Raw genomic sequence first — 22,264 nt, 5'->3', positions numbered from 1 at the left:
GGAGTCAAACGTGTCGCGAACTTTAGAGCATTTCAATTATCTGCACCAAATTCCTGAACTGGGCTTTGAGGAGTACAAAACGTCGGCATACATCGGCGATGCATTAGAAGCCGCGGGGTTTCAGGTGCAACGCAACGTCGGCGGTACCACCGGTATTGTTGCGCTGCTGGATAGCGGTAAGCCGGGGCCGGTCGTGGCGCTGCGGGCGGATATGGATGCGCTGGGCCATATGATTGATGGCCATCTGGAGGCTCGCCATACCTGTGGCCATGACGGACACTCTTCGGTGGTGTTGACCGCCGCGGAAGAGATCCTCGCCGAGGGGCTGGTAAAACGCGGGAAGCTGAAAATACTCTTTCAGCCTGCCGAAGAGCTGGGTACAGGGGCGATCGCGCTGACGGAAGCGGGTGTGCTGGACGACGTGGAGATGCTGTTCGGCTTCCACCTCAGGCCGCTGGAGGAGTGTCCGAAGGGCAAGGCGGCGCCGGCGATGTACTACTCCGCCTCGGCGACGGTGATGGCCGACTTTCACGGCAAAGCCGCGCATGCCGCCCGGCCTCATCTGGGCGTTAACGCGCTGGATGCCGCGTCGCACGCGGTGCAGGCGGTAAACGGCATTCATCTGGCGCCTTCGCTGACCTGGAGCGCAAAAGCGACTCGCTTCCTGTGCGATGCGGGGGTAACCAACTCGGTGCCGGCGAAAGCGCACGTGTGCTGGGATCTGCGTAGCGCGGAAAATGACGGTATGGCGATGCTGAAAGAGCGGGTGGTACGGGCGATAGAGAGTAGCGCGGCCGCTTACGGCGCCACCGTCGATATCCAGATCGTCAAGGAGATGCCTGCCGCGATTATCGATGAACAGGCCACGGCTATCGTCAGCCAGGCGATTCGGGAAACGTTTGGCGAAGCCGGCTTAACGGCAGCGAAGAGTACGCCGGGCAGCGAGGACTTTTTCCACTACCTGCGCCTGCGTCCACAGGTGAAGGGCGGGTTCTGGGGGCTGGGCTGCGACCTGCTGCCGGGGCTGCATCATCCGGAGATGCACTTCGATCGCGCCGCGCTGGCGGATGGCGTGCGGGTGTTTAAATCCTGCATTCGCCAGCTGCTGGGATGAGAGGATAAATCCCGACCTTGCGCTCGTTTCACGCCGGGCGGTACCCGGCATACAAACGGTGATTGCGCTCGCTGTACGCCGCCGGGCGATGATTCACGCCCTGGTTACGCCTGCTGCGGAAACTGAGCCAGCAGCTGATAATCATCCCCGGCCACGCGAAACAGAGCTTCCGTCTGGCCGGGGAGAATCCACCTCTGCTCTTCGCCCGGCTCACAGCTCAGATAGATGCAAAGCCCGCAGCCGCCGCGCAGCTGGCGCGGAATGTCCTTCACCCGGAAGGTCATGCCCGCCGCCTGCAGGGCTTTGCGCATTCGCACCACCCCCACCGTTGAGTGAAATAAAAACAGATATTCCGTCACCGGCGGCTCCTCTGACGTAAACCGATCAGCGCCGCGCCGATCGCCCCGGCAAACTGTGCGTCGGGATGCGTCTGTACCTCCATACCCACGTGCCCCTCCAGCCTCCGCGCGAAGGACGCGCAGTGGCTGACGCCGCCGGTAAACAGCAGCGGGCCCTGTGCCGACAGACGGCCGATAAAATTGGCGCTGCGTCGGGCCATGGCGTTGATCACCCCGGCGAGGATCGCCTCCGGCGGCACCCCGGCCGAACGCAGGCTAATGACCTCCGATTCGGCAAATACCGTACACATGCTGGTAATCGCATGGGGCTCAATACCATCGGTGATGCTGTCGAGCTGCTCGACGCTGGCCCCCAGCGTACGCGAAATCACCTCCAGGAAGCGCCCGGTGCCCGCCGCGCATTTATCATTCATCAGGAAATCAGTCAGATTACCCGCCTCGTCCAGCTGGATAACCTTACTGTCCTGGCCGCCGATATCGATGACCGTGCGAGTCTGCGGGGCCAGCAGGCGTGCGCCGAGTCCGTGGCACGAGATCTCGGTGACCTGCTTATCGGCGAAATCCACCAGCTGGCGTCCGTAGCCGGTTAAGGTTAAAAAGGGGGGCTCGCTTAGCCCAGCGCGGAGCGTTTCCCACGCCTCAACGATGGCGTCGGCGGGGCGAAACGGCGTCGGGCAGAGAAAGCGGCGCTGAATCACGCCGTCGTCGAGCAGGATGCCTTTGGTGGCGGTCGATCCGGAATCAATCCCTACGGTAACTGTCACGCGCGCTCCTAAAGCATCTCAATGAAGGCCGCCACGCGGGTGCTGAGCTGACCGATATCCGCCGTCGAATAGTCGGTCTCAATGGCGATGTAGGGGATGTTGTGCTGCTGGCGCACGTGGCGTTTTATCGCCAGCGATTCCACCGCATAGGTATGGCAGGCCTGCAAAATAACATCCACCACGCCGTCTGCCTGATACTCGTCCACCATCTGGCTGAGCAGATCCAGGCGCTGGTCGTTCGGCGAGATGCAGGAGCAGCCGATAGCGAGATACTTATCGGTCAGGGCGTCGTAAACGTCGCCAGTCTCCTCCACGCAGCGCTCGGTGGCTTTCGCGCCGGTGCAGTTTTCAAAACCGACCACCCAGCCGCCGTTGTCTTCAATGGCCTTCACCACTTTTTCCGCCGCCCCGCCGATTGGGCAGCCGGTGATCAGAATACGCGGCCGCGCCTCCAGCCGTTTCCCCTCTTGCCACTGCAGACGCACCCGATCGGCCATGCCGTTGAGTTCATCGATTAGCGCCGCTTTATCGAAGCGAAAGGTCGCACCGTAGACCACTTTTAAAATATCGCTACCGCTGAGCGCGGGCGGATTGAGCTGGCCGACGCGATAAAAGTTCGCCAGCGCCCGCCTTTCGCGGTTCTTGAGGATAATCGCGTCGCGCAGGGCGGCTTCGGTGATCGGCGTACCAAAGCGATCTTCCACCGCCTTTTGCAGGCGCAGGATTTCCGCTTTCCACAGCGCTCGCGAGGCATCATCGCTGGCGCTGTTCGGCAGCTGCATCACATGTACGGCTTTGAATTCAGCCATGTATTCATACATTTTCTTTTTGCCATCGCAGGTGGTTTCGCCCACCACGAGGTCGGAAAAGTAGAAGTAGGGGCATTTGTCGGTCTTGCCAAAACCGTAGCTGCTTTTTATCAGCGGACAGAGGTTGCGCGGCAGATCCTTTTCGGCCTCTTCAATCGTCTCGTCGGAGGTGGAACACAGCGACACCACCACCGCGCCCGCGGCCAACGGGATCTCCTGCGGCATAAAGGTGCAGTAGGTGCCAACCAGCGGAATATTTTGCTCTTTAAGCTCCATGACCGTGAGGAAACCCTGCTGGCGGGCTGAAGAGAAGTGGTCAAAAATGGCGGGTAGATCGGTGATAAGCGACATGATTTTCCTTCCCCGTACACGGGAGATGATGAAAGAGGTCGCATTATAGCCACATTTTGTATGGGTATTTATTGATCTTCCGCTAATAGACTTTTTTCAGATCCATCTCTTCCTGAATTCGATCGCTCCATGCAAGGTGGGTGGCGATGGCCGCATCAATCCCGGCGTTATAAAACATTGGACCCAGCTCTTTCGCGATAAAGTCGACAAAAAATTCCGCGTCAAATTGCTCCAGTTCCAGTTCAAAATTCTCCTGGCAGTATTTATACAGCTTTTCGCGTAGCAGATCGCGTTGCGGCGGGCTGAGATCTATATCGCTCATAGCGTTCCTTAATCAATATTGTTACGGTTAAACAGGGCTGCTGATTATATCCGATCGCGGGGAGTCAGTTGTGATATGGCGTGATGTTTTTGGCCATAACGAAGGAGGTTGATTAAATCGCTCAGGAGCTAATTGTGACTGAGATCACAGTATTCTCGTTAAAATGAAGACAATAAGAGCGATTCTCATAACTTCATGAATTTAAATGAGATAACATGTTTTTCATGGTGTGAATAACATTTAGTTGCGCTCGCCTTTTTTCAGCATGCGGTATCTGGATGAATAATCTATAGACCTGTTTTCAGGTTATCTGGCTTACGGATTTTTTCTATAAGTACATTCTGACGGCGATTCATTTATCAGGGGTGAAGGATGAAACGCGTAAAACTGGATATGAATGTTTTTGACGCTGCTCTGATGCGCCTGGATTGGGTATTTGATACCTTCGAGCAGGTCTGTTTATCTTTTTCCGGCGGTAAAGATTCGACGGTATTATTTCATCTGGCGGCAGCCGTTGCGCGTAAAAAAGGGAAAAAATTTGCGGTGCTGTTCGTGGACTGGGAGGCGCAGTATTTATTAACCATCCAGCACGTGCAAAATATGAAAGAGCGCTATCAGGATGTGGTGAGCCGCTTCTATTGGGTGGCGCTGCCGATGACGACGGTGAGCGGCGTATCGCAGCATGAGCCGGAATGGGTCGCCTGGCGGGCCGGGGTTGAATGGGTGAGGCAGCCGCCCGAGGATGCCATCACCGATGCCGGTTTTTTTCCTTTTTATCAGCCGGAAATGACCTTTGAAGCGTTTATTCCGGCCTTTTCCCACTGGCTGGCCGCGGGTAGAAGTCTTGCTTCGCTTATCGGCATCCGCACCGACGAGTCGCTGCATCGCTACATGGCGCTTACCTCGCAGACCAAACTGCGCTTTGAGGAAGATAAGCCGTGGACGACCGCCTCGCCGGAGGGATTTAGCTATACCTGCTATCCCCTTTATGACTGGCGGACCCGCGACATCTGGATCTTTAATCATAAGTCACGACTCCCCTACAACCCGCTTTATGACCTGATGTATCGCGCCGGGGTGCCGCTAAAAAATATGCGCGTCTGCGAACCCTTCGGCCCCGAGCAGCGGCGCGGGCTGTGGCTGTATCACATTCTTGAGCCGGAGACCTGGGAGCGGATGTGCCGACGCGTATGCGGCGCGCACAGCGGTGCGATTTATGCCAACGCCAGCGGCGACTACTTTGCGCTGAAGACCAAAATCCGCAAACCGGCGCATTTTAGCTGGCGCGAGTACGCGCTCTTTCTGCTCGACAGCATGCCGGAAAAAACCGCCGAGCATTACCGTAATAAAATCGCTATTTATCTGCACTGGTACCAGACCCGCGGGTTTCCCGACGATATCCCCGATGAGCAGGAAAAAGATCTCGGCTATCGCGATATCCCTTCATGGCGCCGCATCTGTAAGACGCTGCTGAAAAACGATTTCTGGTGCCGGATGCTGTCGTTCAGCCCGACGCAGCCTAAGCACTATGAGCGCTACTGTCGACTGATGAGTAACAAACGTAAAGAGTGGAGGACGCTCTGATGTCACCGGATGTGGCTAAGACAGTGATTGAATATCTCGAGTCGTTTGACGATGTTGACCTGAAAATCAAAGCGATTAACGAGCTGAAGAGCCTGATCCACCAGCACAGCCCGTTCTGCCGCGAGCCGGTGGACTGCGTGCTGTGGGTTGAAGCCAAAACGGTTGAGGCGAATGACTACAATCCGAACGTGATGGCGACGGTGGAAAAAAAGCTTCTGGAACGATCTATCGAACTGGATGGTTTTACCCAACCGGTAGTGGTGGCTCGCCAGCAGCGACGGCACCTGGTGGTGGATGGTTTTCATCGCCACCTGATTGGGAAGAGCCGCCCGGAGCTGAGCCGGCGTCTGCATGGTTATCTCCCGGTGACGCTTATCAATGCCGAGCGCGAGGGGCAGAAAGAGCGTATCGCCGCCACTATTCGCCATAATCGCGCCAGGGGTAAACACCAGATCGCGGCGATGTCCGATATCGTCCGCGATTTACATCGTCAGGGCTGGGACGATCGGCGCATCGGCGAAGAGCTCGGTATGGATGCTGATGAGGTGCTGCGTCTGAAACAGATCAGCGGCCTGACGGAGCTGTTCGCCGACGAGAGCTTCAGCGAAGCCTGGACCGTGGAGTAGCGCCTTTCGCTACTCCTGCTGTGCCAGCATGGCTTCGGGACGCTGGCGTATCCGGCTTAACAGCCCCGCCAGACAGCACGCGGCCGCGATCCCTGCCGTTACCCCCAGCAGATGGAACGGCAGCCTGCCGCCGTTAAACCACAGCCAGCGCGCCGCTTCGATAGAAAGTGCGCTGACGCTGAGGATCACGATATTCAGCGACGCGGAAACGGTGCCCTTTGGCAGATCGTTGGAAAACAGGGTAAAGCGGAACAGCGTCGGGAAGATCAGGCCAATGCCGAAAGCGTAAAAGCAGGTGCCGATCACCGACCACAGCCAGACGTGCGGCCACAGCAGGTTGCCGAGGATCAGGATCGCCAGCCCGGTCATCTGGATGGGCACCGCGCGCCAGATAAAGCGCGGGCGGGTAGGGTCTTTGACCCAGCGCGCTACCGACAGGTTGGCAATAATCACTGCGCTGAAGACCGGTACCTGGGTCCAGGCAAACTCGGCGGTGGTCAGTCCGCCGTCGTCAATCAGGATAACCGGCGAGACCGCAACCCAGCTCATTAGCGGTATATAGCTGAGCGAGAGCGTGGCGGCGCCGAACAGGAAAATGCGGTTGCGGAAGACATTGCGAAAATCGCGCAGTACGCCGCTGGCGCTGAAGGGAACGTCGCCGCGCCGGACGGTTTCCGGCATGTTCAGCAGCAGACCCAGCCAGGCAATAAACCCCATCGCCGCAATGATCCCGAACAGCACCTTCCAGTGCACGAAATGCATCAACGCGGCGCCGGAAAGCGGACCAATGATCGGCGCGATCAGCACGATCGAGGTAATAATCGCCATCAGCTTAATGGCTTTTGTCTGGCCGAATGCCTCCTGCACGGTGACGTAGCCGACCGTGGCGATAAAGCAGATGCTGGTGCCCTGAACAAAGCGCGCCGCGAGGAACTGCTCCATTGAGGTGGTGAACAGGGTCGCTACGCAGGCCAGGGTAAAGATCAGCGCGCCGGTGAGCAGCACCGGACGGCGGCCGATACGATCGGAGAGCGGCCCGAGCAGCCACTGTAGCGCCATGCCACCGGCCATATACAGACTGACCGAGGCGGGAGCCAGCGCCACGTCGGCGTCAAAATCGCGCACAACGTGGATAATCCCCGGTTGAATAAGGTCGGTGGTCAGATAGGCGGCAAAGTCATACAGGATCAGCGCCGCCGGGAAGAACAGCGTGGCGGAATGGCGGGCGAAAAAACGGGTCATCCATTGCAACATCGGTGGGCTCCTTGTTGAGTCTCTACGCAACGACGATCGGAAAGGGGCGAATCTATCCTGAGCTTGCGTGTTAAAACAGCGGTACGCGCTTAGCCGGTGCCCGCTGTTTCAGCACTTCACACTGCAATAAATTTAGGGTCAACTTAAAAATCCCTGTTTTTTTAGTGGTTAATATGTATTTATGGAAGAAATACTTTTAAAACAGAAAGTTGAATTAAATATGTAAATGCAGCAGCGACGGAATTTGTGAAAACAGCCACAGCAGCAGACCGATGGTGCCGCCAACCAGCGTGCCGTTAATACGGATAAACTGCAGATCCTTCCCGATATTCAGTTCGATTTGCCGCGACATATCGCGGGAATCCCAGCTTTTGACCGTATCGCTGATATGGCGTGTCAGGAAGGTGGCAAACTCCGGTGCCACCCGGTGCGCCGCCTGCTCGAGATGTTCGTTCAGCGATTCGCGCAGCGCCTCATCGTGGAGCAGCGTTTCGCCAAACCACTGCCCGGCTTCGGCAATGCGCTGTTTAATGCGTGAATCCTCGCTATTGACGTCGTTTTTGACCCAACCGCGCAGGTCGGCCCACACTTCGCCCAGATAGCGGTTAAACGTCTCATCATTTTTCAGATACGCTTTGATACTGTCCGCTTTTTCCGCCATCTGCGGATCGGACTTCAGGTTATCGATCAGCTTAAGCGCCGCGCGATCGAAGGCCTGACGGATCTGATGAGCGCGATCCTGACTGACTTCGTCGAGCAGCGTGTTAACCGCATCGGTAACCATTTCAGCGCTGTGCTCGCCCAGCCATTCGGTAGGCAGTAGCCTGGCTTTAAGCGGATGCTCGGTCTCCAGCCAGTGCACGATACCGCGGGCAATAAACGCCCGCGAGCTGTCGCGCTGGAGCAGGGCGATCAGCTGGCTAATCAGCGAATCCAGCAGCTTCTGATGGCGGTTATCGCGCGTCAATCCTTCCAGCATCATGGCGCTGGTTTGGGTTAAATCGACCTTATCAATCGCTTTATGCACCGCCCGACGCAGCAGGCGCTGAATGCGCGCGTCGTCGGTAAGCTCCAGAAAGCCGCTCATCACCTGCAGCAGATGCTGGCCGACCCGACGCGCGTTTTCCGGCTGGCTGAACCAGTTGCCGAGCATCAGCGCCGGTTCGTAGCGGCGGATCAGCGCGACCAGCGAGGGCGTATCGAGAAATTTTTCCTGCACGAAATAGCCGAGATTGTCGGCAATTCGGTCTTTATTACGCGGGATAATTGCCGTATGTCGCGACACGAACGGCAGGGGAATGCGGCGAAACAGCGCGACCACCGCGAACCAGTCCGCCAGCGCGCCCACCATCGCCGCTTCGGAAATAGCCTTTAGCGCACCGACCCATGGCGTCGGCGGCAGCACAAGGGTAGTGATAAAAATGGCGACTGCAATCAGCAGCAGCGAGAGCGCCAGCAGCTTGGCGCGTTTCAGTTCAGCGAGTTTTTCCATAGGTCTAAGCATATAGCCTGACGGCGAACTCGTGCAAAAACTGATTGAGCGGGAGGGGAGGGACTTTATTTGCCTGAGACTTATTTCCCGTGGCGCTTAGCTAGCTAAGAGTGGGCATCGTGAGCACCATTGATGATATGAAATGACGGTATAGCAATTTAACCGTCTGGATTTCACCAGAAATTAGTGATTCAATAGGAAATTAAATACGTTTTATATTTCAATGTGTATCAAAATCATTCCTGAAATTTCCTGGTGCTATATTTGATGAAAACGGATAAACATTCTGTTGATTTTAATAAAATTCTGTCTTTCGATTTAGAGCTTACGCGTGATGAAAAGTTAAGGCATATGGGGGCCGTGCTGGCGGAACGCACGTTGAGTTTGAAGATAAATCAGGATGAAGCGATTCATCAATTGGATGAAATGGCAGGCGATGCAGATTTAATCCTCGGTCATAACATACTGGATCATGATTTACCCTGGATTGCCAAACAACGCGTACGTGCTCAAATATTATTAGATAAACCAATCATTGATACCCTTTATTTATCACCGCTAGCTTTTCCCGCAAATCCATACCATCGGCTGATTAAAGACTATAAACTGGTAAGAGATAGCATTAACGATCCAGTGAATGACGCTAAATTATCGCTTCAGGTATTCACCGAGCAAATATGTGCGCTGCAAGAAAAGCCGCTGGCTCAGTTGCAGCTATATCAGTATCTTTTTGAGCACGGCGTTGCCAGCCATTTCAGTACACGTGGGATGGCCAGCATTTTTTCCGCACTGACGGGTCAGGCGTCCATATCCGCCGTAGTTTTACCTACGCTAGTTAAATCGGTTGCTCAGAATAAAGCATGCCCTAACCAGCTTAATCGGGTTATTGGCGATGCTCTTAAACAGCCTTTGCGCTTACTACCATTGGCTTTTGCCTGTGCCTGGCTCCCCGTATCGGGAGGGAATTCTGTTTTACCGCCCTGGATATGGCGCCGTTTTCCCGTCACCGCTGATATCATCCGCGAATTGCGTGAGCAAAAATGCCAGTCTGAAACTTGCCGCTACTGCTGTGAAAACCATGATGCTCGTCGGCATTTACAGAAAATTTTCGAGCTGAACGATTTTCGTAAACTTCCTGATGGCTCGCCGTTACAGCGCAATATCGTTGAGTACGGATTAGCTAGTCGTTCACTGCTTGGGATATTACCGACTAGCGGAGGGAAGTCTTTATGTTATCAACTTCCTGCGATTGTCAGGAATTTGCGAAATGGTTCTTTAACCATTGTTATTTCGCCTTTACAAGCGCTGATGAAAGATCAAGTGGATAATTTACGTCATAAGGCAGGTATTAAAGGCGTTGAGGCCATTTCAGGGATGCTAACTTTACCTGAGCGCGGCGCTATTCTTGAGCAGGTCCGTAAGGGGGATATTGCGATTCTTTACCTCTCTCCTGAGCAATTACGTAACCGCGCGGTAAAACAAGCTATCAAGCAACGTCAGATTAGTGGATGGGTTTTTGATGAGGCTCACTGTTTATCAAAGTGGGGCCATGATTTTCGTCCTGACTATCTGTATTGTGGCAAGGTTATTGAATCTTTGGCGCAGGAGCAGTCTGTGCAGATTCCTCCGGTATTTTGCTATACCGCAACGGCGAAGTTGGATGTGATTAATGATATTTGTCGGTATTTTGACAAAAAATTATCGCACCCATTAGCTCGTTTTTCAGGGGGAGTAGAAAGAATTAATCTTCACTATGAAATCATTGCAAGTAATGGCTTGAGCAAAATTAGTCAGATTTTGAATTTGCTCGATAAATTTTTTTCTAATGATGATGAAGGTGCATGCATTATCTATTGCGCGACCCGCCGTTCGGTAGATGAAATCAGCGATGTGTTGACCCAACAGCAACCTTTACCGGTTGCTCGTTTTTATGCCCGGCTTGAAAATAGTGAAAAGAAAGAAATCCTTGAAGGGTTTATTGCTAACCGTTATCGAGTTATTTGTGCTACTAATGCCTTTGGCATGGGAATAGACAAAGAAAATGTACGTTTAGTAATACATGCGGAGATCCCCGGTTCTCTGGAAAATTATCTCCAGGAGGCAGGGCGTGCTGGGCGGGATACGCTGGACGCGCATTGTGTGCTATTATTTGATGAGCAGGACATTGAAAAACAGTTTCGCCTTCAGGCTATTAGTGAAGTAAGCTTTAAAGATATTTATGCAATATTTAAGGGAATCAAAAAGAAAGTTAATGAAAATAATGAAGTCGTTGCCACAAGTATTGAGCTAATTAATCATCCTATGGTTAAAACCAGTTTCTCTATCGATGATAACAATGCGGATACTAAAGTTAAAACGGGGATAGCGTGGCTGGAACGTGTTGGTTATGTGGAGCGACTTGATAATATAACTCAGGTTTTTCAGGGAAAAGTGGCCTTTTCTTCTCTGGAAGAAGCGCAAAGTAAGATGGCAGCGCTGCACTTGAATCCTGCGGCGATGGTTCTCTGGAATGCTGTTTTACAGGCGCTATTAAATGCTAATGACGATGACGGACTTAGTGCCGACAGCATTGCTGATGAGGTTGCCCAATTTCTTCCGCATAAAGAAAATAATACGTCAGGAATTGAAGCAAAAGATGTTATGCGCGTATTGACACAGATGGCTGATGTTGGCCTGGTCACCAGGGGAATGCTGCTGACCGTACGTATGCGCCCCAAAGGGAAAGATAATGCGAGGATCACAACTGAGTTAATTCACAATATTGAAATCGCCATGTTAGGGCTGCTGCGCGAAGCTCATCCTGATATTGAACTGGGGATGCCATGGCCTCTCCAGATTGCGGTTATGAATCAAGAGATTATTCAGCAAGGCTATGATAGAAGTAATACCACGTTACTACAAAATATATTATTTAGCTGGTCTCAGGATGCTCGAGCAAACGGTCATAAAGGGCTTATTGATTTTCGTTATGGTACAAGGAACAGCTACCAGATTATTATGTATCGTGACTGGGCATATATCGAAAGAGCCATTTTACAACGTCATCGTGTGACAAGCTCCGTACTGAATTTTATTTATCAATTGGCATTGGATAGTGATGAAAGCAGTATCAAAAAAGTGATGCTTTCTTTCTCACTGGAACAGGTTATCGATTATTTAAGAAAAGATGTTGATATTATTCCAATGATCCAACAGAGACAGGGGGGGATGAGCAGCAGTGGCTGATGGCTGGTGCAGAACGTGCTCTACTTTATCTTCATGAACAACATGCCATTGTGCTGCAAAATGGGCTGGCTGTTTTCCGGACAGCGATGAGCTTGAAATTGCAGGCTGAAAAATCGCAACGGTATGTCAAAGCTGATTATGAACCACTGGCTCTCCATTATCAGCAAAAGACGCTTCAGATCCATGTGATGAATGAATACGCCAGGCTTGGTCTTGAAAAACCTAACTATGCCCAACGGCTCGTACAGGATTACTTTGCTATGGATGCCGAGTCATTTGTTCCACTTTATTTTAAAGGGCGGCGAAAAATTCTCGATCTGGCAACCAGCGAAAGCTCATGGAAACGCATTGTTGAAAATTTGCATAATCCCGATCAGGAGCAAATTGTGCAGGCGAGCCTTGAACAAAATACGTTAGTTCTTGCCGGACCAGGCTCAGGGAAAAGTAAAGTTATTATCCATCGATGCGCCTATCTTTTACGCGTGAAGCAGGTCGACCCGCGTAAAATCCTGTTGCTCTGCTATAACCGTAACGCAGCGATTTCCTTAAGACGCAGATTGAAGTCGTTGCTTGGTAAAGATGGCGCCAGCATAATGGTACAAACCTTCCACGGATTAGCATTGAGCCTTACGGGATACCAGATTGAGCGGAAAGATAATGACGAAATCGATTTTGATAACCTGCTCTGGAAAGCAATAGCTTTACTCAAAGGCGATGAAACGCAGCTCGGGTTAGAAGTTGAAGAACAACGTGAATACCTCCTCGGCGGGCTTGAGTATTTACTAGTGGATGAATATCAGGATATTGATGAGCCACAGTATCAGCTGATTGCCGCGCTGGCAGGTAAAAATGAAAGTGAAGATGATGCTCGTCTTAATCTCATGGCGGTGGGTGATGACGATCAATCTATTTATGGTTTCCGTGATGCCAGCGTGCGATTTATTCGTTTGTTTGAAAGCGATTACTCCGCCCGTACTCATTTTTTAACGTGGAATTACCGCTCTACGGCCAATATTATTGCATGTTCAAATTATCTTATCAGTCATAATCAGGGGAGAATGAAATGCGAGCATCCGATCGTAATCGATCGCGCTCGCCAGATGCTTCCGCCAGGCGGAGAGTGGAGCGCACTTGAACCTTCGGAAGGCAAAGTTGTTATCCAGCATTGTACCGGCGCGGCTCAGCAGGCGGCAGAAGTCGTGCGCCAAATTCAGTATATTCAACGGCTGCAGCCGGAATGCCCTCTTGAGAAAATTGCGGTTATTGCACGCAATGGGCTCGACAAAAAGGAGCTTATTTGGGTCCGTTCAGCCCTTGCGGATGCAGGTATTCCTTGCCGCTTTGCGCTGGAGAAAGATTATGGTTTCCCCATTCGCCACTGTCGGGAGATCGCCAATTATCTGCTATGGCTACGAGAAAGAGCGCTCGAGTCGCTGACGCCAGCAGAGCTGTGTCAGCAACTACCGGGGCGAGACCAGGCGAACCGTTGGCACGATATTATTTATGAATTAATTGAGCAATGGGAGCTAAGCCAGGGAGGCGAGCCATTACCTGCCGCTTATTTTGAACATTTCATACTGGAATATTTACATGCCCAGCACAGCCAGGTTCGCTTTGGCCTGGGGGTTTTGCTGAGCACCGTACATGGCGTAAAAGGTGAAGAGTTTGAGCATGTCATTATATTAGATGGAGGTTGGCGTAGTTCGCACTCTCTGCAACCTGAAAATAACGAAGAAGAACGAAGGCTCTTTTATGTTGGCATGACGCGAGCGATATCCCGACTTGTTATTATGCATGATGATCGTGCGCCAAATCCCTATATCGAACAGTTAGATCCAGCGGTCATCAGCCATACTGCTGCACAAGCCGTTGCGCCTGGGATCTTACGTCGTTTCTCGATCATCGGATTGCGCCAGCTCTATATCAGTTTTGCAGGTGGACATCCGGCTGGTCATCCCATTCATTCGTTACTTACCGATATGCAGGTTGGGGATAGCGTCCAACTGGTCTCTGTCGGGAATACCATCAAGGTGAATGCTAATCAATCGGCAATTGCGCAGCTTTCAAGTGCCGGAAAGAGCCAGTGGCAATTTTCTCTTTCCGGGATCCGCAAAATTGAAGTGCTTGCCATGCTACAGCGCAGCAAAACACTAACAGCAGAGGATTATCAAGTTGCGGTGAAAGTGGACAATTGGTATGTACCGATATTATTGGTTGAAACCCGTGAAGAAGCCGCTTATGACAATATTACTTGAAGCAGAATACTTACACGGCCTCGTGCAAAAATTGCCAGACAATCCAGCCGCCAAAAGCCATCAGTATGGCGCCGGCCGTGCGCTCGACTCGCCAGACGACGGCGGAAAGGCGGCGCTGCACCGACGGTAGCGCAATCAGCGTAACCAGCAACAGATCCCATATCAACACCACGCTGGTCATCCATGCCCCGCTGACGGCCTGCTGCACCAGCGTGACGTTCGGTCCCAACAGGGAGGTCATCAGCGCGAGGTAGAACAGGGCGTTTTTCGGATTGAGCAGTGAAGAACCCAGCCCGAGAAAAAGCTGTTTCACCAGCGACGGGCGCGAAGCCGAGGCGCCATCCAGCGCCAGCGTGGTCGGACGGCTTCTTAGCAGCAGGCTGCCAATCCACAGTAAATACGCCGCGCCCAGCAGCTCAATCACCGTAAACAGCAGCGGCGCGTGGCGCAGGATCCCCCAGCCGATTACCGCCAGAATAATATACAGACCGTTTCCGGCGGCAATGCCGATACACAGGCCGACGCTGCCGCGCAGGCGATAGCGGATGGCGTAGCCCACCAGCAGAAAAAAATCCGGCCCGGGGCTCAGCAGGGCGACAAAATGAGAAAGCGCCAGCGCGGGGAAGGCGGAGGGAAAGAGCGTAGCGAGTATGTCCATAGCAACCTCAGTAGTAACCTGAGGTCACCCTACGCCAGCGTGAACGCTAATTATTGTCTGTTATTGATCGGGACTGCGCATACTGGCGAGGCGTGGCGGCGGTATAGCTGACAAAGGTTTTATGAAAGTGACTCTGATCGGCAAACCCGGCCTGGTAGCCCACATCGGCAATATTATCCCCTGCGCGCAGGCGCGTTTTAGCGAATTCAATACGCGCGATATTGATAAAACTGGCGGGCGTCAGACCGGTCTCCTGCTTGAAGGTACGGATCAGCGTCTCTTTACGTAGAGCAAACTCGTCGGCGAGGCTATCCAGCGTCGGCGGAGCCTGCAGATCGGTTGCCAGGCGGCTGAAAAGACGGGCGCTGGTCTCGCTTAGCGCCTGAGGCGCATGCGGGCGCAGCGGTAGAGTATGAACCAGACGAGCGACGCTTGCAGGGAGCTGCATGGTCTGCTGCTGCCTCATCTGCTCCACGATCTGCAGATAATGCGCAAAGAGCCCGGCATCGCGAATGACGGGCGATGATGTGATCAACCTTGCCTGATGCACACCGTCTGTCAGCTGTTGCCAGCACCAGCTTAGCTCGAGATAGAGCATATGGTAGCTGCGCGGCTGGCCGTCGCGCGGATTACAGCTGTGGGGTGCCTGCGCGGGGATAATAATCAGGTCGCCAGGGCGCAGCAGATACTCCTGCCCGCTGCAGATACAGCGCGTTTCCCCCTCGATAATCGCCCCAATGGAGAGCTGCGGATGACGATGCCGTTTATAGGCCTGGCGGCTAAGCCATGTGCTGCGCAGCTCCAGCCAGGGAAGCTGTTCGTCACGCCAGAAAGTTTGCTGAATGTCGCGCGTATGGCTCACGGCTGGCTCCTGAGCTGAAGGGAATAGCTGTTTATAACATGCCATCAGCCGGTGGGAAAACTGCGAGTCGCGTTGGACAAAAATGTTTTGCTTGCAGCCGAAGAAAAATAGCTTTCGTCGCGGCTCGTAAAGACCAACAGCAGGGCGTGTGGTGAGAAACAGGGCGCAGTAGAGTGGCGGCAGGATTTCTTACGCAGGCGGATAGCCATGGAAAAGGGTACTACGTCCACGCCGCACGATGCGGTATTCAAACAGTTTCTACGTCATGCTGACACCGCGCGGGACTTCCTTGATATCCATCTGCCGCCAGCGCTACGAAAAATGTGCGACCTGGATACGTTAACGCTTGCGTCCGGTAGCTTTATTGAAGAGAACCTGCGGGCATACTACTCCGATGTTCTGTGGGCGCTGAAAACTGCCGCGGGAGAAGGCTATATCTATGTGGTCATCGAACATCAAAGCTCCCCGGATGCGTTTATGGCCTTCAGACTCATGCGTTATGCTATTGCCGCGATGCAGCGCCATCTGGATAACGGGCATAAAACGCTGCCGCTGGTGATCCCGATACTGTTTTATCATGGCGTCGCCACGCCATACCCCTGGTCGTTATCCTGGCTCGACATGTTCGCCGACCCAGCCCTGGCAAAACAGCTTTATACCGGACCATTTCCGCTGGTGGATATTACCGTCGTACCTGATGACGAAATTGTGCAGCATCGAAGAGTCGCCCTGCTGGAGCTGATGCAAAAACATATTCGTCAGCGCGATCTGCTGGGTATTGTGGAGCATCTGACGGCCATTTTGCTTAATGGATACGCTAATGACAGGCAGCTGAAAACGCTGTTTAATTATCTGATTCACTCGGGCAAAGCGCTTCGGTTAGGTAAGTTCATCCGCGAAGTGGCCCAGCGGGTACCGCAGCACAAGGAGAAGCTAATGACTATCGCCGAAAGGTTACGTGAAGTAGGGCGCAGGCAGGGGAAGCGGGAAGGCCTTGAGAAAGGTCGTCTGGAGGGGGTTGAAGAGGGGCAGCGCGCCGAAGCGCTGCGTATCGCCCAAACGATGCTCGCCGAAGGTATGGCGTTGGAGACGGTGCTAAGAATTACCGGTTTGCCGGAGGCGGCGCTTGCGGTCAGGCATCATTAGGCCCCTGATGCGCCGGGGGGCAGCTGGAGCCGTTTAGCCCTCCAGGCGTTCACCATTTCATTCCTGGAAAATTCCGTATCTACCTGATCCGGAGCGCATCCTCAGCTATCTCGACTACCCTTAATAACCTGTGCGGTATTTATGACTGCGTTAACAGCGATAACAAGGAGACATGCGATATGGCTTATCAGACGGTGAATCCTGCCAATAATCAGCTTATCAAAGCGTATCCGGCACACAGCGATGCTGACGTGGAAGCGGCGCTGCAAAAGGCGGATGCGCTTTATCATTCGCAGTGGGCCAAGGGAAATATTGACCAACGGCTACCGATCCTGCACAAGCTGGCGGACCTGATCGACAGCCGGGTTGAAGAGCTGGCCAAAATCGCCAGCCAGGAGATGGGTAAGCTTATCGAGCAAAGCCGCGGTGAGGTCAAACTGTGCGCGCAAATTGCCCGCTACTACGCCGATAACGCAAAACAGTTTCTGGCGCCGGTAAAATATCCGTCAGAACTGGGTGAAGCCTGGGTCGAACACCATCCCATCGGCGTACTGATGGCGGTAGAGCCGTGGAACTTCCCTTATTATCAGCTGATGCGCGTGCTGGCGCCGAATCTGGCGGCAGGAAACCCGGTGATCGCCAAACATGCCAGCATCGTCCCGCACTGTGCGGAAACCTTCGCTCAGCTGGTTCGTGAGGCCGGCGCGCCAGAGGGCGCATGGACTAACCTGTTCATTTCTCAGGATCAGGTAGCGAAGATTATCGCCGACGATCGCGTACAGGGTGCGGCCCTGACCGGCTCGGAAAAAGCCGGTGGCGTGGTAGCGGCGCAGGCGGCTAAACACATTAAGAAAGCGACGCTTGAACTGGGCGGCAACGATGTATTTGTCGTTCTCGACGATGCCGATCTGGAGAAAGCGGTGAAGACCGGCGTGCAGGCGCGGCTCAATAATGCCGGGCAGGTGTGCACCGCGGCGAAACGTTTTATCCTGCATGAAAAAATTGCCGACGCTTTCCTCAGCCAGTTTACGCAAGCCTTCCGCGAGGTGAAAATTGGCGATCCGCTGGACGAAAGTACCACGCTGGGCCCGCTCTCCTCAAAGGACGCGCTGGAAACGTTGACCAAACAGGTGGACGAGGCGGTGAAAAATGGCGCGAAACTGCATCTGGGCGGCAAACCTGCGCAGCGAGAAGGCAGCTTTTTCGAGCCCACCATACTGACCGGCATTACCCGCGATAATCCGGCTTATTTTGAAGAGTTCTTCGGTCCGGTCGCGCAAATCTACGTGGTGAAAGATGACGATGAGGCGGTGAAGCTGGCCAACGATTCGCATTACGGCCTCGGCGGAGCCGTGTTCAGCCAGGATATCGACAGGGCGAAACGCATGGCTTCGCGGATTGAAACCGGGATGGTCTATATCAACTGGTTAACCGATACCGCGCCGGAGCTGCCGTTTGGCGGCGTTAAGCGCTCCGGGTTCGGCCGCGAGCTTTCCGATCTTGGGATTAAAGAGTTTGTGAATCAGAAGCTGGTGGTGGTTCGCCGCTAAGCAACCGAGCGCGCAGATGCTCTGACTCCCCCACAGGACTAATGGCCCTCCCGGAAGACATCGATTGGCGAGGGTTTCTTCCTCAGGAAGAGGGAGGGGAAGGGTAATTTTGCGCCTCCTTCGCTCATCCTGACCCTCTCCCCCAAGGGGAGAGGGAACCGTCCATGCGGCTATTTGCGCAAGCTGGCAAACGCCGCGCGAATTTCTTTTTCCGGTAGATTGATGCCGATAAAGACGAGGGTACTGTGCGGCCGCTCATCGCCCCATGGTCGGTCCCAGTCGGCGCTGTAGAGGCGCTGAACGCCCTGAAACAGCAGGCGATTCGGTTCGCCGTCGATCCACAGCATCCCTTTATAGCGCATCAGCTGTTCGGCAAAAGTGAGCAGCAGATTTTCCATCACCCTGGAGACTTCGCTGATATCTACCGGATAATCCAGCTCCACTACGATTGACGATACGTCGTTCTGCTTGTCGGCCATAAAGTGGAAGCGCGGTTTGCTGCTAACCACGTTCTCCTCCAGCATAAAACCGCTGGTGTTAAACAGCAGATTCAGGTCGATATCGCCGTGGATGACGCGGTAAATGGGCGCGCGGACGTTGATGCGCGTCAGCCGCTCGCGGAGCTTGTCGCTGTCGCCCGCCACGTCGGTTTTGGTGAGCAGGATACGATCGGCGTACCCCACCTGCGACTGGGCAATGGTGAACTGGTTCATCTGCTGGTCAGCATGTGCCGCATCAACCAGCGCAATCACCCCATCCAGCAGGTAACGTTCGCACAGTACATCATGAGAGAAGAAGGTCTGAATAATCGGGCCGGGATCGGCCATGCCGGTACACTCAATCACCAGTCGGTCAAAATCAATTTCTCCGCGATCGCGGCTGTCGAGAAGATCGAGCAGAGCGTCTTCCAGTTCGTTGGAGCGGGTACAGCAGATACAGCCGTTGGTCAGGGTTTTAATCTGCGTCGCGCGGTCGCCGATAAGCTGGTCATCGACGGCGACTTCGCCAAATTCGTTTTCGATAACGGCAATTTTAAAGCCGTGCCGTTCGTTCAGGATATGGCGCAGTAGAGTGGTTTTACCGGCGCCAAGAAAACCGGTTAATAGGGTAACTGCAATCGGTGCCATATTTGCCTCCATTAGCAGCAGCGCACGCCGCCTTTGCCGTCGCCGCCGTAGCGGGCCTGCTGGCGTTCGCGAAAGAATTCATCATAGGTCATGTACGGCTGGTCCGGATGATTGGTCTGCATATGCTCGACGTAATTATCGTAATCCGGAATGCCAATCAGCATTTTCGCTGCCTGACCGAGATATTTTTTTGCCTGACCTAAGTTACCAAACATTATGCTTTCCAGAGAACGAATAAAGCCGGATGGCGGCTAGCGCCTTATCCGGCCTACAAACATTCGCTTGTGTAGGCCGGGTAAGCGTAGCGCCATCCGGCATTAGGGGTTAGTGATGTGAAGAGGTCTTCACGCCGCCTTCCGGTACCGGCACGTACGGTGTCTCTTTGTCGGTACGCACTTTATTGTTGCGTACGTTGAGCCAGGTTTTGATGCCGTAGAAAATGATGCTGTAGACCACGACAAGGAACAGAATGCTCAGACCGGCGTTGGTGTAGTTATTCACCACGATATGGTTCATATTGGCAATCTGCTGCGCGGTCAGTTCGCCGCCGGAAGCGATCTTCTCTTTGTACTGCTGAGCCATGAAGAAGAAGCCTTCCATCTGCGGGTTGGTGCTAAACAGTTTCAGACCCAACGCCCAGGTGGTGCACAGCAGCAGCCATGCAGCCGGGATCACGGTGACCCAGATATATTTGGTGCGCTGCATTTTGACCAGCACCACGGTACCGAGCACCAGCGCCACGGCGGCCAGCATCTGGTTAGAGATGCCGAACAGCGGCCACAGGCTCTTCACGCCGCCCAGCGGGTCGACCACGCCCTGATACAGCAGGTAGCCCCACAGACCAACGCAGCCCGCAGTACCGATAATGCCTGCTACCAGCGAGTCGGTTTTCTTGAGGAACGGTACAAAGTTGCCCAGCAGGTCCTGCAGCATAAAGCGGCCTGCGCGGGTACCGGCATCCAGTGCGGTGAGGATAAACAGCGCTTCAAACAGAATACCGAAGTGGTACCAGAAGCCCATATCCGCCATCGGGATGATTTTGTGGAACACGTGAGCGATACCCACGGCCAGCGTCGGCGCGCCGCCTGCGCGGTTCAGGACCGACGGTTCGCCGATATCTTTCGCGGTTTGCAGGATTTGTTCAGGAGAGATCACGAAGCCCCAGGAGCTGACGGTCGCTGCCGCGTGAGCGGTGACATCCCTCAGTTGGGCGGCAATCAGCGCGGCGTTTTCACCGCCCATTTCGTGCAGGTTCGGCATGGTGATGCCCAGACCCGCCGGCGGGGTGTTCATCGCGAAGTAGAGACCCGGTTCGATAATTGATGCCGCCACCAGCGCCATTACCGCCACGAAGGACTCCATCAGCATCGCGCCGTAGCCGATAAAACGGGCGTCGGTTTCGTTAGCCAGCAGCTTCGGCGTGGTGCCGGAAGCGATCAGGGCGTGGAAGCCGGAGACCGCGCCGCAGGCAATAGTGATAAACAGGAACGGGAACAGCGCGCCTTTCCACAGCGGACCGGTACCATCAATGTACTGGGTCACCGCCGGCATTTTCAGGTCCGGGTTAAGGATCACGATACCCAGCGCCAGGCCAACGATTACGCCGATTTTCAGGAAGGTCGCCAGGTAGTCGCGCGGCGCCAGAATCAACCATACCGGCAGCAGAGCCGAGATAAATGCGTAGCCAATCAGGGTAAAGGTAATAGTGGTGTCTTTAAAGGTCAGCGCCGGGCCCCAGTAAGGGTCGTGGGCAATCACGCCGCCGAAGTAAATAGACGCCACCAGCAGAACGATGCCGATAACCGACACTTCGCCTACCCGACCCGGGCGCAGGAAGCGCATGTAGATCCCCATAAACAGGGCAATTGGCACGGTCGAGCAGACGGTGAACACGCCCCATGGGCTTTCCGCCAGCGCTTTAACCACGATTAACGCCAGCACCGCGAGGATGATGATCATTATCAGGAAGCAGCCGAACAGCGCGATGGAGCCCGGTACTGGACCCATCTCCTGCTTGATCATCTCACCCAGCGAGGCGCCGTTACGACGCGAGGAGATAAACAGCACCATAAAGTCCTGTACCGCTCCTGCCAGCACGACGCCCGCCAGCAGCCACAGGGTACCCGGCAGATAGCCCATCTGCGCGGCGAGCACCGGGCCCACCAGCGGACCGGCGCCGGCAATCGCGGCAAAGTGGTGGCCAAACAGCACGTAGCGGTTGGTCGGAACGTAGTTCAGGCCATCGTTGTTAATTACCGCCGGCGTCGAACGCGTAGGATCGAGCTTCATCACCTTTTGCGCAATGTACAGGCTGTAATAACGGTAGGCGACGAGGTAGACGGAAACCGACGCCACCACGATCCACAGCGCACTGACGTGCTCACCGCGGCGCAGAGCGACGACCGAGAGGCAAAATGCCCCGATGATTCCAAGAATCACCCAGGGTATGTGCTTGAATAACTTTTTAGTATCCATAGTAAAACCTGGCGTTAATGAGATGAATAATGGGCCGAAGCCGTTTAGTTTTGAGTCAGGGTTGGTGGAGGTATTGATTAGCTATGCTGGAGACGATCTTGCCAGAACTTTGCGCGCGTAAAGTTGGGTAAATCTGTGAGTGGTTATATTCGGGGTTAAGCGGTCACTTGCCGGGGTAAGCGGTTGGGAGGGAAGTTAACAGGGGATAATTATGTGATTGAGATCACAGGGAGTTGTGGTGTGGCACGAGTCATACCAGCGGCAGATTATATCAATTCAAATTCATTATTC

The 22,264-nt window shown here is 54.0% G+C and carries 18 protein-coding genes; 7 read left to right on the top strand and 11 right to left on the bottom strand.

The window, feature by feature from the left end; translation table 11 throughout:
- Window positions 1–10 precede the first annotated feature (10 nt).
- Window positions 11–1,114 (top strand): M20 peptidase aminoacylase family protein, encoded by a 1,104-nt coding sequence (locus KO1_RS20240; protein ID WP_023320282.1) that lies wholly within the window; start codon window positions 11–13, stop codon window positions 1,112–1,114.
- Between the two features lie 104 nt (window positions 1,115–1,218).
- On the opposite strand, the gene KO1_RS20235 is transcribed toward KO1_RS20240, so the two are convergent.
- The 4 genes from KO1_RS20235 to KO1_RS20220 form a co-directional block, all read right to left on the bottom strand.
- Window positions 1,219–1,473: a putative Se/S carrier protein gene (locus KO1_RS20235; protein ID WP_004108608.1), complete on the bottom strand. Its 255-nt coding sequence runs from the start codon at window positions 1,471–1,473 to the stop codon at window positions 1,219–1,221.
- Complete coding sequence (yjiL, locus tag KO1_RS20230; protein ID WP_004108606.1) at window positions 1,470–2,237, bottom strand: putative 2-hydroxyacyl-CoA dehydratase activator YjiL; 768 nt, start codon at window positions 2,235–2,237, stop codon at window positions 1,470–1,472. Before yjiL ends, KO1_RS20235 begins: the two co-directional genes overlap by 4 nt.
- An 8-nt stretch (window positions 2,238–2,245) precedes the next feature.
- Window positions 2,246–3,397 (bottom strand): double-cubane-cluster-containing anaerobic reductase, encoded by a 1,152-nt coding sequence (locus KO1_RS20225; RefSeq protein ID WP_004108604.1) that lies wholly within the window; start codon window positions 3,395–3,397, stop codon window positions 2,246–2,248.
- Between the two features lie 82 nt (window positions 3,398–3,479).
- Window positions 3,480–3,719 (bottom strand): DUF2164 domain-containing protein, encoded by a 240-nt coding sequence (locus KO1_RS20220; RefSeq protein WP_004108602.1) that lies wholly within the window; start codon window positions 3,717–3,719, stop codon window positions 3,480–3,482.
- A 372-nt stretch (window positions 3,720–4,091) separates the two neighbouring features.
- Between KO1_RS20220 and KO1_RS20215 the strand changes: the two genes are divergently transcribed.
- Window positions 4,092–5,303 carry a phosphoadenosine phosphosulfate reductase gene (locus tag KO1_RS20215; protein ID WP_017145056.1) on the top strand — a complete coding sequence of 404 codons (1,212 nt, stop codon included), beginning with the start codon at window positions 4,092–4,094 and terminating at the stop codon, window positions 5,301–5,303.
- Window positions 5,303–5,929 carry an IbrB-like domain-containing protein gene (locus KO1_RS20210; RefSeq protein ID WP_004108598.1) on the top strand — a complete coding sequence of 209 codons (627 nt, stop codon included), beginning with the start codon at window positions 5,303–5,305 and terminating at the stop codon, window positions 5,927–5,929. The genes KO1_RS20215 and KO1_RS20210 overlap by 1 nt, the downstream gene beginning before the upstream one ends.
- Window positions 5,930–5,938: 9 nt before the next feature.
- Here the strand turns inward: KO1_RS20210 and mdtM are convergent, their stop codons facing one another.
- Window positions 5,939–7,183, bottom strand: coding sequence for a multidrug efflux MFS transporter MdtM (gene mdtM / locus KO1_RS20205; protein ID WP_064407093.1), 1,245 nt, complete (start codon window positions 7,181–7,183; stop codon window positions 5,939–5,941).
- A gap of 214 nt (window positions 7,184–7,397) precedes the next feature.
- On the bottom strand, window positions 7,398–8,687 hold the full coding sequence (locus KO1_RS20200; RefSeq protein WP_004108595.1) for a DUF445 domain-containing protein: 1,290 nt from the start codon (window positions 8,685–8,687) through the stop codon (window positions 7,398–7,400).
- A 255-nt stretch (window positions 8,688–8,942) separates the two neighbouring features.
- Here KO1_RS20200 and KO1_RS28805 point away from each other — a divergent pair, with 255 nt between their 5' ends.
- On the top strand, window positions 8,943–11,900 hold the full coding sequence (locus KO1_RS28805; protein WP_224227108.1) for a RecQ family ATP-dependent DNA helicase: 2,958 nt from the start codon (window positions 8,943–8,945) through the stop codon (window positions 11,898–11,900).
- Window positions 11,900–14,155, top strand: a complete 2,256-nt coding sequence (locus KO1_RS28800) for an ATP-dependent helicase (protein ID WP_224227107.1) — start codon at window positions 11,900–11,902, stop codon at window positions 14,153–14,155. Before KO1_RS28805 ends, KO1_RS28800 begins: the two co-directional genes overlap by 1 nt.
- Window positions 14,156–14,165: 10 nt before the next feature.
- Here KO1_RS28800 and KO1_RS20190 read toward each other — a convergent pair whose 3' ends face one another.
- Both KO1_RS20190 and KO1_RS20185 read right to left on the bottom strand, forming a co-directional pair.
- The gene (locus KO1_RS20190; RefSeq protein ID WP_004108590.1) at window positions 14,166–14,813 is read right to left on the bottom strand and encodes a LysE family translocator; all 648 of its coding nucleotides are present in this window, start codon (window positions 14,811–14,813) and stop codon (window positions 14,166–14,168) included.
- Between the two features lie 46 nt (window positions 14,814–14,859).
- A complete protein-coding gene (locus tag KO1_RS20185; RefSeq protein WP_023320287.1) occupies window positions 14,860–15,675 on the bottom strand; it encodes an AraC family transcriptional regulator in 816 nt (271 codons plus the stop codon).
- Between the two features lie 207 nt (window positions 15,676–15,882).
- Between KO1_RS20185 and KO1_RS20180 the strand changes: the two genes are divergently transcribed.
- Together KO1_RS20180 and KO1_RS20175 are read left to right on the top strand one after the other, a co-directional pair.
- Complete coding sequence (locus KO1_RS20180; protein ID WP_004108583.1) at window positions 15,883–16,821, top strand: Rpn family recombination-promoting nuclease/putative transposase; 939 nt, start codon at window positions 15,883–15,885, stop codon at window positions 16,819–16,821.
- A gap of 179 nt (window positions 16,822–17,000) precedes the next feature.
- Window positions 17,001–18,371, top strand: a complete 1,371-nt coding sequence (locus KO1_RS20175) for an NAD-dependent succinate-semialdehyde dehydrogenase (RefSeq protein WP_004108581.1) — start codon at window positions 17,001–17,003, stop codon at window positions 18,369–18,371.
- A 170-nt stretch (window positions 18,372–18,541) separates the two neighbouring features.
- On the opposite strand, the gene yjiA is transcribed toward KO1_RS20175, so the two are convergent.
- The 3 genes from yjiA to btsT form a co-directional block, all read right to left on the bottom strand.
- Window positions 18,542–19,498: a GTPase gene (yjiA, locus tag KO1_RS20170; RefSeq protein WP_004108579.1), complete on the bottom strand. Its 957-nt coding sequence runs from the start codon at window positions 19,496–19,498 to the stop codon at window positions 18,542–18,544.
- An 11-nt stretch (window positions 19,499–19,509) separates the two neighbouring features.
- Entirely contained in the window at window positions 19,510–19,713 is a 204-nt protein-coding gene (locus KO1_RS20165) for a YbdD/YjiX family protein (RefSeq protein WP_004108577.1), read from the bottom strand.
- Window positions 19,714–19,822: 109 nt separating this feature from the next.
- Window positions 19,823–21,973, bottom strand: a complete 2,151-nt coding sequence (btsT, locus tag KO1_RS20160; protein ID WP_004108575.1) for a pyruvate/proton symporter BtsT — start codon at window positions 21,971–21,973, stop codon at window positions 19,823–19,825.
- Window positions 21,974–22,264 lie beyond the last annotated feature (291 nt).

The organism is Klebsiella oxytoca NBRC 105695, from assembly GCF_001598695.1.
Taxonomy (GTDB): domain Bacteria; phylum Pseudomonadota; class Gammaproteobacteria; order Enterobacterales; family Enterobacteriaceae; genus Klebsiella; species Klebsiella oxytoca.
The sequence above is the reverse complement of the archived record's forward strand: the minus strand, read 5'-3'. Positions and strand labels throughout refer to the sequence as shown.

Bases quoted from the DNA above. Each gene is read 5' to 3' on its own strand.
- KO1_RS20225 (WP_004108604.1), bottom strand. From the start codon at position 3,397: ATGTCGCTTATCACCGATCTACCCGCCATTTTTGACCACTTCTCTTCA.
- KO1_RS20220 (WP_004108602.1), bottom strand. From the start codon at position 3,719: ATGAGCGATATAGATCTCAGCCCGCCGCAACGCGATCTGCTACGCGAA.
- KO1_RS20215 (WP_017145056.1), top strand. From the start codon at position 4,092: ATGAAACGCGTAAAACTGGATATGAATGTTTTTGACGCTGCTCTGATG.
- KO1_RS20210 (WP_004108598.1), top strand. From the start codon at position 5,303: ATGTCACCGGATGTGGCTAAGACAGTGATTGAATATCTCGAGTCGTTT.
- mdtM (WP_064407093.1), bottom strand. From the start codon at position 7,183: ATGTTGCAATGGATGACCCGTTTTTTCGCCCGCCATTCCGCCACGCTG.
- KO1_RS20200 (WP_004108595.1), bottom strand. From the start codon at position 8,687: ATGCTTAGACCTATGGAAAAACTCGCTGAACTGAAACGCGCCAAGCTG.
- KO1_RS28805 (WP_224227108.1), top strand. From the start codon at position 8,943: ATGAAAACGGATAAACATTCTGTTGATTTTAATAAAATTCTGTCTTTC.
- KO1_RS28800 (WP_224227107.1), top strand. From the start codon at position 11,900: ATGGCTGGTGCAGAACGTGCTCTACTTTATCTTCATGAACAACATGCC.
- KO1_RS20190 (WP_004108590.1), bottom strand. From the start codon at position 14,813: ATGGACATACTCGCTACGCTCTTTCCCTCCGCCTTCCCCGCGCTGGCG.
- KO1_RS20180 (WP_004108583.1), top strand. From the start codon at position 15,883: ATGGAAAAGGGTACTACGTCCACGCCGCACGATGCGGTATTCAAACAG.
- KO1_RS20175 (WP_004108581.1), top strand. From the start codon at position 17,001: ATGGCTTATCAGACGGTGAATCCTGCCAATAATCAGCTTATCAAAGCG.
- yjiA (WP_004108579.1), bottom strand. From the start codon at position 19,498: ATGGCACCGATTGCAGTTACCCTATTAACCGGTTTTCTTGGCGCCGGT.
- KO1_RS20165 (WP_004108577.1), bottom strand. From the start codon at position 19,713: ATGTTTGGTAACTTAGGTCAGGCAAAAAAATATCTCGGTCAGGCAGCG.
- btsT (WP_004108575.1), bottom strand. From the start codon at position 21,973: ATGGATACTAAAAAGTTATTCAAGCACATACCCTGGGTGATTCTTGGA.